We start from the raw sequence: 17,206 nt of genomic DNA, 5'->3' as shown, positions 1-17,206 counted from the left end.
TCGGAACTTGTTCGGATCTCCTTCGGATCTCGTTCGGTTAGAAGCGAACGAGATCCGAACGAGATCCCTATCAAATCCGTACTTAATCCGTTAGAGTGTAAAAGGAAATTCGGCCAAATATTTACTTAAATACGAGGAAAATAGTAGGAATACTAAAAACAAAATACGTTTAACCAGAGAGGCTAAACGTATTAGGATGGGAATATTGTAAAGACTTTAATAAGTAGATTAGAACCTATCTTCTTTTATTTTTTTTCGTCATTTTAGCTTTTAAGCCACTTCCATAATTGTAATTCTTATTGTTACTATCCTTCTTTTTATGGAAAGCACCGCCTTGAGATTCTTCGATTACGACTTTTTCTTTTGGGTTTTCAGCTGGATTATAGATAATTAAATTGTCAGGAAGGGGAGAAACAGGGATTTTTTTACCTAGATTCTGTTCGATTTTTCGTAACGCAGGTAATTCCAAGTCTGTAGCGAAGGTTATCGCAAAAGATTCGTCCTCATTGGTTTTAAGCACATGGCTGATAAATTCTTCCTTAATTTCTGGGATTTCAAAATGAAACAGGAAAGGAATACCCGCTAAATCCAAATCGCGGTTATTTTCATTAGCAACGATCAGGATACGGCAATCAGGCATTTGTTTGAAGATGTTGATGTCCTCAATGGCTTTGATTTGAGGATTGCTAGGATTTAATACCGCAGCTTCAGCTTTTGGTACATGTAATCGCTCTAAAAGTTTTTGCGCTGTATGTTCTGTATTAACGAACACCACTACTTTGTCAAATACTTCCTTATCATCCATCAAATCATTGAATAAATTGATTTTGGTGGTGAAATTGGGTACTTGATAGAGCATTAGTTCATGCGTTTCAATCACTTCTTCTGCCAGTTCATCGACTTCGATGACGGTCGCGAATGGCATAAATGGATCGATCATGAGGTGTAGTTTCTCATGGTCGACTGTACTAAAGCACAGGTATTGCACATCGCCGCAGCTTTGCGCCAATTCGCGCACATTGGTTTGCATACCCTGTTTTACAATTTCTTCAGCATCATCAATAACAAAGGTTTGAATGCGGTTCAAATTTAAGCCCAGTTTAAGGTAAACCATACGGGCACGGTTTGGTGTAGCAACCACAATATCAACCCCGCGTACCAAACCTTCAATTTCCTCTTCCATGCTACCACTAGGCTTGAGACCCATGATATGAAGTTCCTTGTTTTGACTTACGGCATAAAAGCGCTCGATAATCTCGCTAATGCGTTCCTCATTTGGTGCCAATACCAAAACCTTTGGAGCTTCGTCATCGGTATATTTTAATCGACTTAAAACACCCAACACATAAGTCGTGGTTTTACCTGCACCCTCTGGCGCAATTCCAAGCACACTGTGACCTCCAATAATACGAGACAATGTTTTTAATTGGAATTCCTTGGCACTATAAAACCCTAATTCCTTCATGTTAGAAAGTAGACGCTTGCTAAGTTTTAGTTTATCTAAAGACACGGCTGAATAATTATGATGAATATGAATCGACAAAGTTAATTAAAATAATACTGATGAATGATGCTATTATGGATAAAAGCTACACTACTTAGCCCTTATTCGCCACAGATATTCATTTCTACAAATCAAATAGAAACAAGTTTTAAATTTTATCGTTTTTAAACCATAAGTATTGGGTGATATATTACCTTGCATACAGTAATCAGGACCTCATAAAACAGAACGTAAAGGACATGAACATTACCTGGGTATTTCATATAGATGACGTTAAAAAAACAAGATTAATTATTCCCGATTACAATTAGTCCTTGAAGAATTAGAAGAGAATGCTTCGACAGTGCAATAGTTATATATTAATCCGGAAAATAGTTAATTATATGAATATGATTTAGCTAAAGATAAATTGCTATTATTTAAATAAGTAATGATTATGAAAAAGATTATTAAGGCTTTCTGTTTATTTAGTTTATCTGTGGTAATATTTTGTAATATAAGTTGTTATGGAGGCTCTGAAGGTATGACAAAAGTAAATAAAAGTAAGGTAGAACTTCCTCGTGTAGATTCTATAATAGGTGAGGGGTTGATATATTTCAATCTGAATCATCCTTTACCATTATTTGCAACAGAGCATGACACAGTAGCTTATGATACCTTAAAATTTGTCGAAATAAAATCAGGTCCAAATATGGGAAAAGGTGATTTTAAAACCAATACTTTAGGTAATCGCTTGAAACCTTATGAAATGAATTTGGGGGATTCTGATAAAGAGGCTGAAAGTCATGTGCAAATGGGTTTGATTCGCTTTCGTCCATATTTGATTTTTCGTGTCGTCAAAAAAATGGACAATGCTATCGTTGTGTTAATCAATGAGGAGACAAAAGAAAGTAGCGTCATTAAAATTGATGATAACAATAATATTCGGGAGGAAGATAAGGATGGTATTGCCTTTTTCGACCCAAATTTTGTTGATTCGAAGAATAACAATTGGTTTTTCTATGAAACATGGCCACAGGCATTAATGCGCGCCTTTTTAATTTCCTTACCGAAAGATTTGCCAATTTTTGATCAGCCTAATGGTAAACAAATAGCTTTAGCAAAACAGGAAACAAACTTTAGGGTTTTGTCTGTGGAAGGTGATTGGGCTAGAATCAGTAATGAACCGTATCATTATGAGGGTGATAAATTACTGGATGATTGGGTAAAATGGCATGATCAGGGCAAAATGAATGTCCACCTCATGTTAAACGGAGGTTATGAATAAATCCTTCGCTTGAAATATAAACAGCATAATAAAAGCCCAACGATTTTACCTTTCATATAAACTATAGTTGTAATATTTACACCATTAGAACCAATGATTTTGTATTGAACTTTATGAGGTACTCCTTGTGGATCGTTGTTATTATCGTCCTTATTATAAGAACTTAAAATTAAGGTAAGCAAAAATAAAGTTGACATGAGGGTGGCTAATCTTTTTATATAATTAATAGTTTAATATGCTTTATTTCTGTGAGCATTTATGGCTATTGTTTTGATAATAAGAGAGCAAAAACCTTAAAGATATTTTAAATTGAAAGTCCATTCCTAAATAAAAATCCAATTTTCATGACCATGCAATTGAATTAAAAACGCTATTAAATAATCTGCTTTAGCGCTTTTATTTTTATCTCTGGAAATGTAATTCTCCGATCCTGTTGTAAAATAAAATATACCAACTTTGCCAAATCTTCAGCAGCAAGCATTTCTTGTTGTTTTATTTTTTCAATCTTTTTCTTTTCACTCATGTTCTGCATTCCGGTACTCACAGCAGCCGGTTCTATTAAACACACTCGGATATCCAAAGGATTTACTTCTTTGCGCAGGGACTCTGTAAAACCCTGGACAGCACTTTTACTAGCTACATATCCTGTACTGCCCGCTTCTCTACTATCGGCACTCATAGAACCTATATTTATGATATCACCAGATAAGGAGTCTTGTTGCATTTGTTGGGAGAAATATCCAGCTAAATATAAATACGCATTTAGGTTTATACGTATCATTTCAAATAGTTGCATATAATCACATCCTTTTATACCACCAAAACCTACAGCAGCATTGTTTATTAGGACATGAAACGGACCATATTGATTCCAGATCTTCGGCATACGCTCCTTTACATGTTCTAAATTCTCAAGATCTAATAATTCACCATTAAATGAATCTTCTAAACCTAAAACTTTCACTTCCTCCTGTAGTTTTTTTAATTTGTTAGGATTACGACCTATTATAAAAACTTTATAACCTTTTTCCAATAAGAACAGGCAAATCGCTTTACCAATTCCTGATGTTCCACCTGTAATAAATACTTGTACATTTTCTTTTATCCTCATGTAGTGATTTTTTTAATTTATCCAATTCTGCTTTTATGGTTAACAAGTAATCAGCTATATGGTTGAACATGAATTGTTATTAAATATTCTTGAAACTAAAAAAATAGTCAAACTAAATCTATTGTTATACTGTTTATAGGGCAATTAGTCAACCGAAATTCAAATAAAGTTTTAAAAAGTATTTAGGACATGAAATCAAAGGAAAACAAAAAAACCAAGCAGATTGATCAGCATCTTGTTAATAATGCCGATAAAGGAATGACCAGCAATGATGGAGTTCTGATTCATGATAACAATAATACATTGAAGGCAGGTGATAGGGGACCCTCTTTATTAGAGGATTTTATTTACCAAGATAAACTTGCCCATTTTGATCGAGAGCGAATTCCAGAACGGGTAGTGCATGCTAGGGGATCTGGCGCACATGGAATATTTGAAGCTACCGCGGATATTTCCAGTATAACGAGAGCAAAATTTCTTCAGAAAGGTACTGTAACCCCTTTGTTTGCTCGCTTCTCGACTGTTGCAGGATTTAAAGGATCTACTGATTTGGCTAGAGATGTTCGTGGGTTTTCTGTTAAGTTTTATACGGAAGAAGGGAATTATGATTTAGTGGGAAATAATATTCCAGTATTTTTTATTCAGGATGCTATGCAATTTCCAGATGTTGTTCATGCTGTAAAACCTGAACCTAATAACGAAATGCCGCAAGCTGCCTCAGCACATGATACTTTTTGGGATTTTATTTCTTTAATGCCTGAATCAGCACACATGTCATTATGGTTGATGTCTGATCGTGCAATTCCACGTTCATTACGAATGATGGAAGGTTTTGGAGTGCACACCTTTAAGTTTTTAAATGATCAAGGAAAAGCAACTTTTGTAAAATTTCATTGGAAACCTCGCTTAGGCGTGCATTCTGTTGCTTGGCAGGAAGCACAAAAAATATCTGGATACGATGCAGACTTTCATAGACGTGACCTATGGGAGGCTATTGAAAAAGGTGATTTTCCACAGTGGGATTTAGCAGTTCAATTAATTCCAGAGGAGGATGAAATGAAATTCTCCTTTGATCTATTAGATCCTACTAAGATTATTCCTGAAGAATTAGTACCATTAAAAATAATTGGTACAATGACTCTTAATCGTAATCCTGAGAATTTCTTCGCAGAAACAGAACAAATAGCTTTTGATCCAGGAAGACTGGTTCCAGGGATAGATTTTAGTAATGATCCACTTTTACAAGGTAGGGTATTTTCCTATGCTGATACGCAAAACTACAGATTAGGAGGTCCTAACTTCCATGAACTTCCAATCAATAGACCAGTCAATGGTAAATTCAATAATCAAAAAGATGGTTTTGGAAGACAGGATATATTAAAAGGAAATGTTTCTTATTTTCCAAATAGTCTTGCAGAAGGTTGCCCATATCATGCCATGTTAAAGGGAGAAAAAGGATTTGAATCTCATTCTGAGAAGATTGATGCTAAAAAAATAAGAGGTAGATCGCCTTCTTTTGCAGATCACTTTACACAAGCAAGACTTTTCTTTCAATCGCAGTCTGAATATGAAAAAGAACATATTATTAATGCCTATAGTTTTGAATTATCCAAAGTAAAGGACCTTAATGTTCGAAAACGTGAGTTAGCTATTTTAAATCAAATTGATCCTAACTTGGCTAAGCAGGTCGGAGTTAATCTAGGTATAGAACCGCCAAAAGAATTGGATCCTTTAACTTTACAGTTTGCTCGACAAAACTTTGAAAAGTATCCTATTAAGGCACCTAAACCAGAAATTACTAAATCTTCAGCATTAAGTATGGCGATTAATCCGGAAGAGGGAACCATCAAATCTAGAAAGGTAGCTATTTTAGTTGCAGATGGAGTAAATAAGAAAAGCGTGGATCTTATGCGGAATGCCCTTCAGAAAGAAGGAGCACATGCAGTCTTGATTTCCACCCATGTCGGTAACCTCAAATATAATGACGGTTCGGAAGAATTAGTACAATTTTCATATTTAACAGAAGCCTCTGTATGCTACGATGCTTGTTATACGCCTGATGGTGATTCCATTGCTGTTCTTTCTCAAGAACCTGATTATTTTCAATTTATAAATGAAGCATTCCGTCATTGCAAAGCTTTAGCGTTTGCAAAAGGCGCAGAAGAGTTGATCGATAAAAGTCTTTTCAATAATGAGAAAAAGGATAAAGGAGTAATCTTAGAATCTCAAGGAAATATGGTTAAAGATTTTATTTATATCATGAAAGGTCACCGAATTTGGGACAGAGAAAAAGCTCGAAAAGTCGCAGTATAATTTAATATAAAATGGAAAGGCATTAAATATATCAATTTAATGCCTTTTTAGTATCTCTGGATATTTGATGATACTTAGTATGGTTCTAAATAATAACAATGCCCTAACCTGTCTTAGGGCATTGTTAGTCCATTACAAAGCGGATTGTAATTTCTTTTACTGACAATACGAAACTGTTTGTAGTAGTATATTTAAATATTGAATCAACTAAGCTCAAAATAGTTCTTATGTTTTTAAAATTTTTTTATCATTTTTTTAATATTTCCGAACATTCCATTTTAATAAAAACAAGTTCCTTCTTGAGATTGTTTCTTAGATAAACAAAAAGAATATGAATATGGAAATTAATCCGGAAATGAATAAAAACTCGAACGAGTTAACCAAGAAGCCTGATCAAATATACTTGGATCGCCTACAAGTAGAAGCTAAAGAGAAGTCCAATGCAGAAGATCCAACAATAGGAGAGAAGGTTATCCGCGAAGGTTTGCAACAGTGGCCGGAATATATAGACCAAGAATTGCAACGATTTAAAGAACAACTAAATAAATAATCCTGATGGAAATATTAGAAAAAGAAAAGGCATATTGGAAAGGCATGGAATCTTACGATTATGAAATTGTAAGTCAGCTAACTGAATTTCCATGTATTGTTGCCAGTAAAAATGGTGTTCGTGAAGTTGATGAAATAACATTTAAAAAGCTATTTGAGCAAGGCAAGGATTACAAGATTAAAATCTTGAATATCGATCATGTTGTGGAAAAGAAATTATCAAGTGATACAGCAGTTATTGCTTATGAAATTGAGATGGAAACTGGAATGGAAGGAAATACACAACGATCTATTTGCTCTTGTACCTCTACTTGGGTTAAAAAGAATGAGGAATGGAAATGTATCCTTCATACGGAAGTAGAAAATCAAGCCCAGCAATAGATTCTAAATTTTTATATCCTCATTAAAATTAAAAGGACCACCAATTGGCGGTCCTTTTATAATTATATATTAACTGTTTAATTTGATGACATCAGCCTAACTGCAGAAATATAATAGAATCCTGTTCCATTATTATTGTTTTCTCCAGAAGTTACGGTAACCTTTATTTTTCCAGAAGCATCAGGTTTAACACCTTTAGCAACAACAATTTTATTGGTATTACTTGAGGTGTTTAATGCTACTGAAACTTCATTGGTTCCGGTACAAATGTATTTTGTTTCTCTATTATCCGAAACATTACCTCTAGCTCCAAAGAATGAAATGCTATAAGTAAGGTTTTTATCTAAACCTGTCAGCTCAAATACAGATTGTTTAATTGTCATTCCTCCAAATGCACCCTTGGAATTTCCAAAATACGAGTATTTGGAGACGGTAGCTGGCATATTTAAAGGAGTGTTAGTAGTTGTGGGCCCATCTGCATTAACTCCGTTAAATCGCTCTATAAGACTTAATTTGATGCCTACATAAGAACCCAAACTATCTTTCATGTTGATCTGTGTTCCTGCTAAGAATGAATTGACTTGATTCCATCTTTCGGAAGGTGTATTATTTCCAAAATCAATTAACACGGCACTTGTCAATGGTCCACCTGCACCTCCTTGGAAATCTGTCATTGTAGTGACTTCATATGGTTTTAGTACCGCCATGTGCGCTGCATTCTGTGCAATACTAATCTCAAAAGCAGATAAACCTTCAGGTTTATAAGCCATGCCAACAGCAGATTGACCAAATAAGGTTTCAAACCATGTGCATGCAGCCGTAAAACGTCCCATAGGAATGGTCAAATGGTAGCCGTCTCTTGTGAAATTATCTCCAACAACAGAAGTTCTTCCATTTTGAATAGCTGTTCCTGCAGGAATAATGATATCAACAGGTACGATATTTTTTACCTTTTGGGATACATCAACTATGGCTTGGTACATTTTCATTTGATCCTTATCGTAATTGGCAAATCCAGAATGTGTCGAATTTTGAGCATATGCCCATGTTTGATGATAAATGTATTTAACATTTTGATTCAACACATTTTCTTTGACAAAATTAAATACGGTAGGTAATGCAGCTTGAACAGTTTCTAATTGTCCTGAATTCTGACTGACTTGTTGAAAAGAAATATAATCCCAATGTTCATCAGCTAGGGCTGTTTTAATGGATGTTTTTTCAAATGTTCGTTTAACGCCATCAGTTCCTATCTTGCGGTAAGAGTAAATAGAGGCATTCTTTTCAACATTCAATTTATGTTGTTCTAATGAAGCCCCACCAATATAAAGATTGCCTATAATAACGGTTTTGCCAGCTTCTTTTGCTAGGTTGTATAAATGGGTTTCAATAGCATCTTCGGAGAAGCTATTTCCTATTGCTAAGATTCGGATCACACCATCATTAGAACCACCTTGTTGTCCAGTCAGATCAGCAGGTCCAATTTTATTTGGATTCCCATCCTTGGAACAAGAGAAGAAAAGCGTTAGGACCATTAGGACCGCTAATCCATATTTTAGTTTATGATATATCGTATTCATAATTTCTTAAGTATTAAGTTAAATCGCTGGTTTAATAACCTGGATTTTGAGTCAATAAATTCTTACTTAAGTCGATTTGTGTCTGCGGTATTGGTAACAAGACATCTCGGCTATTTTGAAAGTTTGTTTTTCCTGCAGCATGTAAAGCTGTTTGCGCAGTTCCCCAACGAACCAAATCAAAGAAACGATCGTGTTCCATACCTAATTCTACTCGACGCTCTTGTCTTATTCTGGTTCTTAGACTTGCCTGATCAGTTTCTGTAATGTCTGGTAGAATACCTGCTGCAGCACCTCTTCTAGCTCTTTCACGAATTTCATTCACAGCTGTACGCGCTTCTTCAGATTTACCTAATTCATTGGCTGCTTCTGCAAACATTAGGACAACATCAGCGTAACGTAATATTCTAACATTCATCCACCAAGATCCTCTACTGATTGTATTTCTAAGGTTTGGACTACTCAATACTTTATGATTATACCTTGGATTTGGAACATCCGTTGGATAAATAGGCATATCCTCACCAAAAATGGATTTATTCTTTACTGTCGAAGTACTTGAATATAGAATAGTCCTTGCTTTTCTAGGATCTCCGGCTTCATAAGCTGCCTCTAATGATTCACTTGGTGTATTCCAACCCCAACCTAAATTCCAGTTATTCGAACCACGAACACCTTGTAAGCTCGCGTATTGTATTCCATTTGCCTGCGTAACAGCAGGAGATGCTGTAGCTTGAATTTCAAAAACGGATTCTTTCGTATTTTCTCCTTCTTCACTAAAGATCTTGTTATAATCCACTGAAAGATCATATTGACCTGAATTTCTGACCAAGTTCGCTGCATCATAAGCTTGTTGCCACTTATGTTGTTGTAAGTAAACTTTTGCTAGTATGCCATTAGCTGCTCCTTTGGTAACACGACCATTGAATTTAGCATCCCAAGAAGGAGGTAAATATTGAATCGCATACTTTAGATCTTCTTCAATAAAAGTATAGATTTCAGCGGCGGTACTTTGAGGAATGTTAACTGGTGAACTTACATTTTCAATTTTCTTGTCCATTTTTGGTACACGGCCAAATAAACGCACTAAATTGAAATATGCATATCCTCTTAAGAAACGCATTTCTGCAATTCCTTGTAATCTTAATTCCTCAGTGCCTACACTTTCACCAACACTATCGATAAAACTAATAGCTGTATTACATTTATTGATAAGACCAAAATGTCCTGTCCATAAAGCGTTTGCACGACCAGAACTTGGTAACACCGGGAAATTATCCATAGAAATTACATCTGCTCCACCGTCAGAAGCTGTACTACCTTTGTCGGCATCATCACTACGAATAGAAAATGCATTGACGAATCCATCAACATGGATATTATAACTTCTTAATTCATTATATGCACCGAACAGGTAGCTATCAAAGGGACCTCCACCAGCCGGATAGGGGTAATTATCTTCTGTATATTCTCCTTGAGGCTGCGTATCAAGAAATTTGGAACATCCACTCCACAGTATCATAGATACAGCTGCTAAGAGGGTAAATTTTATATAATTTGACATAACTAATCTCATTTAATAATTAAAAACCAAAATTTACTCCGAAAGTATAAGTTGCAGGAACTGGATATGAACCATTGTCCACTCCACCAGCTGTGATGCTACCAATAGAAGCCTCTGGTGAGAATCCTGTTACCTTACTCCAAGTCTTTAAGTTTTGGGCATTAAAGAATATCCTTGCTTTTTTGACGAATGAATCACCAAAGATGGTATTCGGCAAGTTATAACCAATTTGAACTGTCCTGATTCGGAAATAATCACCTGGCTCCAAAAAGTAGTTACTGAAAAGGTAATTGTTTCCACGGCTGTTGTCTAGGATAGGTTCAACATTACTGCTGCCTGGACCTGTCCATGCATCTAAACGATTGGTTTCATAGTTTAATGGAGCAAAATTACTTGTTCTACGAATAGCATAGATTTTATTTCCAGCAACACCATTTCCTTCCAATTGTAAGTCAATTCCCTTATAACTTAAATTGAAATTCAATCCAAAAATATGTGGAGGGAAAGGGGTTCCTAAGTAAGTACGATCCTCTGGATCTATTTTGCCATCGTTATTAATATCTTCGTATTTGATGTCTCCAGGCAATGAATTCGGCATGGAAGGAGTATTGGCTACCTCATTAGCCGTTTGATAAATACCTGCTTGTTTGTATCCGTAAAAATATCCAATCGATTGACCTGATTCCGTTACGTTGGCTCCATTATTACCTAAGATTTGGAAATCTATGTTTTCTCCAATAGAATTCACGACGTTTTTGTTGAAACTGTAGTTTGCACTGACACTGTATTTCCAGTCGCCAAAGCTATTGTTCCAACCTAATGTTGTTTCAATACCCTTATTGGTAATCTTTCCTAAGTTGGAAAAGTAAGGAATAGATTGCCCAGGTGCTAAAAAGGAAGTTAAAATATCAGACGTTGTACGGTCATATAGATTGAATTCAGCACTTAGTTTGTTTTCAAATGCTTTGATTTCTAAACCTAAATCCATTCCTCGAACGACTTCCCAGTGTAAATTAGGGTCAGGGATTAATTTAGCCTCTACTGATGTATAGACATTATCGCCAAAGATAGCGGTCGCAGAGTTTCGTACTCCTGGTAGGTAGATGAAATCTGGTACACCATTCTGATTTCCAATCATCCCCCAAGCGAAGCGTAGTTTCATGAAATTAATCTTCTCCACATTCTTGAAAAAGTTTTCTTCAGAAAGTACCCATCCTAAACCTATTGAACCAAATGTTCCCCAACGATTTTTAGGAGCAAATTTAGAACTACCATCACGACGCACAGTGGCATTTACTAAATACTTATCTTGGAAAGCATAGTTAACACGGGCAAATGCACCAATGATACTGCTCTTTGAACCATAACCACTGTATGAACCCTGTGGATTACTGGTTTGGTTGATAATATTCCAATACCATAGATCAGGGTTGTTCGGAACATTTAATGTAGTATCTCTTCGAGAACCATTCATTCCCGTTTGATCATTATAAACAGTGGTCATACCGGCAACAGCAGTCAATCGATGGTCCTCATCTATTGTTTCCTCAAATGTTAATGTATGATCCTGTTGAAAGCGTCTGAATTCTTCTGAAGATTGAGAAACAGAAGTTTTTTGGTTTTCATCAAATGTTACCACGTTTTGTCCTCCATTTTCACCAATATTCATATAATGGAATGGGAGAGGTGTATAACCACGAGAGTTATTAAAACCTAAATCAGCATAAACAGTGGATTTCCATTTTAAGTTGTCTAGAATGCTAATTTCAGCAAATAAGCTTCCTACAAAACGGTAACCACGCGGTAGGGAAGTCCCTGCCAATCTATTTAAGGTTGCCATTGGGTTTCCCACTTGTGCTCTTTGGAAAGAAGGCATGCTGTAGTAGGTATTCTCATCAAATTGTATAGGTACTATAGGTGCTGCCCATAAGGCATTGGTAATGCTTACATTAGTAGGAGTCATGTTCCAGTAAGATCCAGATAAATCACCACCAACCTTTATGCGATCAGAAATTCTGATTTCTTCATTTAGGCGAGCTACAAATCGTTCATAATCTCCATTTCTAACCACACCTTCTTGTTTACTGTATCCAAGGCTAATGTAAGTAGTGGTCTTTTCACTTGAATTGCTAATACTTAAGTTATTATTGGTATTGAAAGCAGTGCGTAAGATTAAATCCTGCCAATTGGTATTTGCCGTATAGCCACTGTAATCAAAATCTGCTGAGCCAAGGTTTGCCAATTGCATATTATACAATTTCTTAAAACCCTCCGCATCAGTAACAGAAATCCGGTCTCGAACTTGATTGAATCCATAAGATCCAGAGAAGTTCACATTAGTTTGTCCTCTTGCGGCCTTTTTTAAGGTAATAGCTATAACACCACTCGCACCACGAAGTCCGTAAATGGCAATGGAAGATGGATCTTTTAAAACATCCATACTTTCAATGTCCTGAGGACTGATAAAGTCGATGTTGTCATGCAAAACACCATCAACGACGTATAGTGGATTTGAATTGTTGGTGCTATTAACACCACGAACCCGTACAGTAGGTGCTGCACCAGGAGAACCAGAGTTACTGATGGTTAAGCCCGCCACTTTACCTTGTAATGAACTGATTGGGTTTGTGTTAGGCATATTGGCAATCTCTTCCCCTTTAACTTGAGCAATAGCTCCCGTTAAATCTACTTTACGTTGAGTACCATAACCAACGACAACCACTTCTTCCAATTTCTGGTCTGTACTTTCTAAGAAAATTTGTAAATCTTTTTGGGAACCAACGGTGACAGATTGGGCGGTGTAACCTAGGTAGGCAATTTGTAAGACATCAGTAGCTGTTGCCTCAATGCTGAACTTACCAGCATCATCGGTTTGGGTAGCTTCTGCTGTCCCTTTAACCGAAACTGTCGCCCCCGCAATTACCGCCATTGTACTCGCGTCCTTTACAGTTCCTGTTATCGTGTTCTGTGCAAAAAGTAAGTGTACAGAAAGCACGAAACATAATAGAGTAAATAAATGCTTCATGTAATTTCGATTTATATTGGTACTAGAATAGTTTGTTAATTATCTAAACAAAGATTATGACGTATATGTTTTAAAACAAATTTATTATTTACACATTACTACATCAGTATATAGTGGGTATCTCACTATGTATGTGGAGTGTAATTATTTCTCTGATGTTCAGATATTTATGGAGGTTTTTAACCTATACATTTTTAGTGTATAGTGTTTTAATTACACTAATATTATTGTGTAGTAATGATGTAGTAAAATGGGGTAATTATACAGCTATTTGATTGAGGTTGTGGGCAAATATTCATAAAATTATAACTATAGAATATAAGAATATGCTAGCTGTTTCTCTTCTATTTTTGTTGGATTTTCTACTGCTTTTTGTCTGTTATCTAAAAGTCTTCCTACTGGTTTCCTTTTACACGCTTTCGGAACTCCTTCGGAACTTGTTCGGATCTCCTTCGGAACTCGTTCGGTTAGAAGCGTACGAGATCCGAAAGAGATCCCTATCAGTTCCAAGGAAATTCCCTGTGAATATCAAAGGAAAGTTGTGCGAAAAAGCATGTAAATAGTAAGTTAATAGCAAGCTAAATCATTGGAAAGGATACACATCAGCATCAAGCTACATTGGGGGAGAAAGTTATATGTCTAGCTATTTAATTTTCCTAAATTAGATGATAATATATATTAATTCGAACCTAATTTGCCATTAACATGAAATTACGTGCATTTACTTTAACTTTTACCGGTTTATTACTTAGTTCAATTGCATTTTCGCAAGCTAAAATTATTAGAGGTTATTTCCCTTCGCCAGGGATTGCTATCGAGTCTGAATTTGTTGATGACCGATTTTTTATTGAAACCGATCAAGGATTTGCAATCTTTAATTCTAAAGGTGATCAACTTGCAAATGGAATTTCCACAAATAATTCTTTAGGAGGAAAAAACCTCAGTTTGAAAAATTCAGTTTTTTTAATAAAAAATAAAGATTTGACCAATAGCCTAATGAATACTGATGGAAAAATTTTGGGAACTGGAAAATATAAAAGTGGTTTGTCTTTTATTACTGATAATACTTTTGTGAAATTTGATGATGGGATGTTTGGCTATATTAATGAAAAAGGAGAGGTAATTAATAAGTTTGATAAGAAACGTTATAAACTAATCACGAATAAACCCGATAAGGCTGGTGGATTTTCAAGTAGTGATATGTTTATTGCCAGTACAGTATTCTTGTCACATGCTGATTTCCCCCCTTATTCAGCTGAAGGGTTAACTAAAGTTTCTGATTATGAAAATAAGCTTGATGGCTTTATGAATAAGAAATTAGAATTAGTTATTCCAGCTAAATATACTGCTGTCTCCCGTTTTTCTGAAGGCTTAGCAGCGGTGTCAAATGAAAATAATTTGTGGGGATTTATAGATACTCATGGGAAGCAAATTATTGATTTCACCTATTCAATTAGACCTCGTGATTTTCATTCAGGATTAGGTTTGGTTATTAACCGTAATAGGAAAATTGGCTATATTAATAAATCTGGTGAATTAGTAATCCCTGCAGATTATGAAAGGGCTACTGACTTTTATAAGGGTTATGCCTTAGTAAAAAAAGATTACTATACTCCAGTTCAATTAATTGATTCTACTGGCAAGGAATTGGTGAAGTTTCCTAAACAAATTGTTTTTATCGATGATAGTGTTTATAAATCTAATTATTCAAATAAAAACATTGAGGTTACCTATGATGGATCTGAAACGTTAAGACAATTAGTGGATTATGGTAAAGGAATCTTCATGCATGGTAATAGTTATGGTTTAGTTGATAAGGAAGGAAATGTGGTTTTAGATTTTAAGTATACAGCATTAAAAGACTATGCAAATGGAAAAATGTTAGCTTCTCTTCGTGAATTCGTAGATAATAAAATCATAAAAACCAATGGTTTAATGGATGAAAAAGGAAATTGGTTGGTTATTATTAAAGCTCCAGAATTTTAAAAAAATAACTTATTACAAACAAAGGGCTGTATTGTTTAACAGCCCTTTGTTTGTTGGTATATTCATAAGTACATGAGTATAGAATTTTTAATATCTCAAAACTCACGTCTCACATAACATATCTCATCTCCCCACTCACTTCTCAATTTCCTTCAAGCTACTCATCTTCTTATACTCCAAGAAGCCTTTAATGTCTTCGAAGTGTTCTCTAACGCGTTTGTTTCCAAACTCAAATACTTTTGTTGCTAAACCATCTAAGAAGTCACGATCGTGAGAAACCAAAATCAATGTACCATCAAAGTCTTGTAAAGCATCTTTGATAATATCTTTGGTTTTCATATCCAAATGGTTGGTTGGCTCATCGAGGATAAGCACATTTACTGGTTCTAGCAATAATTTGATCATTGCTAGACGTGTTTTTTCTCCACCTGAGAGAACTTTCACCTTTTTGGTGGTATCATCTCCACTGAACATAAAAGCTCCTAGGAGGTCCTTTATTTTCACGCGTACATCGCCAAAGGCAATTTGATCTATTGTGTCAAAAACAGTCAGGTCTTCATCCAGTAGAGAAGCTTGATTTTGTGCGAAATACCCAATCTTCGCATTGTGACCGACTTTAAGGGAGCCTTCATAATCTATTTCACCCATAATAGCTTTGATCATGGTAGATTTACCTTCGCCGTTTTTACCTACGAAAGCGACTTTTTGTCCGCGTTCAATTACCATATTGGCATTCTTAAATACAACATGGTCTCCATATGATTTTGATAAGTCCTCCACCATAACAGGATAGGTTCCGGAGCGAGGAGAAGGCGGGAATTTCAATCGTAATGCAGAAGTATCAACCTCATCAATTTGGATAATTTCCAGTTTCTCCAACATCTTAACTCGGGATTGTACCTGTAAAGTTTTTGAATAGGTGCCTTTAAAGCGATCAATGAATTCTTGATTATCTGCAATAAAACGTTGTTGTTCCTCATAAGCTTTAAGCTGATGCTGACGACGTTCCTTACGTAATTCTAAATAATGACTGTATTTGGCCCTGTAATCATAAATCTTACCCATAGTGACCTCTATGGTTCTATTGGTGATGTTGTCAACAAAAGCACGGTCGTGGGATATGACGATTACGGCTTTTGCTTGATTTACCAAGAAATCCTCTAACCACTGAATACTTTCTATGTCCATGTGGTTCGTAGGCTCATCCAATAAGATCAAATCAGGTTTCTTCAATAGAATTTTCGCCAATTCAATGCGCATACGCCAGCCTCCTGAAAATTCAGAAGTCATTCTGTTGAAGTCTGAACGTTCAAAGCCTAAACCTTTTAAGACTTTCTCGATTTCAGCATCATAATTAACCTCTTCGATGGAATAGAATTTTTCGCTCAACTCGGAGACTCTTTCAATGAGTTTCATGTAATCATCGGATTCATAATCCGTACGTATATTCAATTGCTCATTTAATTCTTCCAGTTCTTTTTGCATTCCCTGGGCTTCATCAAAAGCCTTCGCAGTCTCTTCAAATACGGTTAAATGATCCTCTGTCAATAAATGCTGTGGAAGGTAAGCTATAACTGCCTCTTTAGGTCCAGTTACATTTCCCGTGGTTGGTTTTCCAACTCCAGCAATAATTTTTAATAAGGTAGATTTACCTGCTCCATTTTTACCCATAAGGGCTATTTTATCATTTTCATTGATGGAAAAGGATACATCGGAGAATAGGGTAGTTCCACCAAACGAAACAGAGATGTTATTTACATTTATCACGATATGCGAGGTTTTATTTTGGCGCAAAGATACTATTTCAGCTTTAGTTTAAGCAATTGGATTTATAATTATATTCCACAATAAAATCGCATGATATAGGCATGAAGACTTTTGATAAAACATAAGCTTTCAGTATCTTAGACCTGTAAATCTAAAATCACC

The 17,206-nt window shown here is 35.6% G+C and carries 11 protein-coding genes; 5 read left to right on the top strand and 6 right to left on the bottom strand.

The window, feature by feature from the left end; all coding sequences use genetic code 11:
- Positions 1-235: 235 nt before the first annotated feature.
- The gene (locus ABD676_RS11695; RefSeq protein ID WP_344674867.1) at positions 236-1,510 is read right to left on the bottom strand and encodes a DEAD/DEAH box helicase; all 1,275 of its coding nucleotides are present in this window, start codon (positions 1,508-1,510) and stop codon (positions 236-238) included.
- A gap of 430 nt (positions 1,511-1,940) precedes the next feature.
- Between ABD676_RS11695 and ABD676_RS11690 the strand changes: the two genes are divergently transcribed.
- Positions 1,941-2,771 (top strand): hypothetical protein, encoded by an 831-nt coding sequence (locus ABD676_RS11690; RefSeq protein ID WP_344674866.1) that lies wholly within the window; start codon positions 1,941-1,943, stop codon positions 2,769-2,771.
- Between the two features lie 373 nt (positions 2,772-3,144).
- On the opposite strand, the gene ABD676_RS11685 is transcribed toward ABD676_RS11690, so the two are convergent.
- Positions 3,145-3,882, bottom strand: a complete 738-nt coding sequence (locus ABD676_RS11685; protein WP_344674865.1) for an SDR family oxidoreductase — start codon at positions 3,880-3,882, stop codon at positions 3,145-3,147.
- Positions 3,883-4,071: 189 nt separating this feature from the next.
- Here ABD676_RS11685 and ABD676_RS11680 point away from each other — a divergent pair, with 189 nt between their 5' ends.
- The 3 genes from ABD676_RS11680 to ABD676_RS11670 all read left to right on the top strand — a co-directional run bounded on the left by ABD676_RS11680 (position 4,072) and on the right by ABD676_RS11670 (position 7,125).
- Positions 4,072-6,195 carry a catalase gene (locus tag ABD676_RS11680; RefSeq protein WP_344674864.1) on the top strand — a complete coding sequence of 708 codons (2,124 nt, stop codon included), beginning with the start codon at positions 4,072-4,074 and terminating at the stop codon, positions 6,193-6,195.
- Between the two features lie 331 nt (positions 6,196-6,526).
- Complete coding sequence (locus ABD676_RS11675) at positions 6,527-6,745, top strand: hypothetical protein (RefSeq protein WP_344674863.1); 219 nt, start codon at positions 6,527-6,529, stop codon at positions 6,743-6,745.
- A 5-nt stretch (positions 6,746-6,750) separates the two neighbouring features.
- Positions 6,751-7,125, top strand: coding sequence for a nuclear transport factor 2 family protein (locus ABD676_RS11670; protein ID WP_344674862.1), 375 nt, complete (start codon positions 6,751-6,753; stop codon positions 7,123-7,125).
- 77 nt (positions 7,126-7,202) lie between these two features.
- Here ABD676_RS11670 and ABD676_RS11665 read toward each other — a convergent pair whose 3' ends face one another.
- The 3 genes from ABD676_RS11665 to ABD676_RS11655 are packed head-to-tail and all read right to left on the bottom strand — an operon-like array spanning position 7,203 to position 13,291.
- Positions 7,203-8,705, bottom strand: a complete 1,503-nt coding sequence (locus ABD676_RS11665) for a DUF4886 domain-containing protein (protein ID WP_344674861.1) — start codon at positions 8,703-8,705, stop codon at positions 7,203-7,205.
- Between the two features lie 31 nt (positions 8,706-8,736).
- A complete protein-coding gene (locus ABD676_RS11660) occupies positions 8,737-10,266 on the bottom strand; it encodes a RagB/SusD family nutrient uptake outer membrane protein (RefSeq protein WP_344674860.1) in 1,530 nt (509 codons plus the stop codon).
- 19 nt (positions 10,267-10,285) lie between these two features.
- Positions 10,286-13,291 carry a SusC/RagA family TonB-linked outer membrane protein gene (locus ABD676_RS11655; RefSeq protein WP_344674859.1) on the bottom strand — a complete coding sequence of 1,002 codons (3,006 nt, stop codon included), beginning with the start codon at positions 13,289-13,291 and terminating at the stop codon, positions 10,286-10,288.
- Positions 13,292-13,996: 705 nt separating this feature from the next.
- On the opposite strand from ABD676_RS11655, the gene ABD676_RS11650 reads away from it, so the two are divergent.
- Entirely contained in the window at positions 13,997-15,277 is a 1,281-nt protein-coding gene (locus ABD676_RS11650; protein ID WP_344674858.1) for a WG repeat-containing protein, read from the top strand.
- 135 nt (positions 15,278-15,412) lie between these two features.
- Here ABD676_RS11650 and ABD676_RS11645 read toward each other — a convergent pair whose 3' ends face one another.
- Complete coding sequence (locus tag ABD676_RS11645; protein WP_344674857.1) at positions 15,413-17,044, bottom strand: ABC-F family ATP-binding cassette domain-containing protein; 1,632 nt, start codon at positions 17,042-17,044, stop codon at positions 15,413-15,415.
- Positions 17,045-17,206 lie beyond the last annotated feature (162 nt).

Source organism: Sphingobacterium kyonggiense (genome assembly GCF_039536825.1).
Lineage (GTDB): Bacteria > Bacteroidota > Bacteroidia > Sphingobacteriales > Sphingobacteriaceae > Sphingobacterium > Sphingobacterium kyonggiense.
Note: the sequence above shows the minus strand (reverse complement) of the source record. Positions and strands in the feature narration are given on the sequence as shown.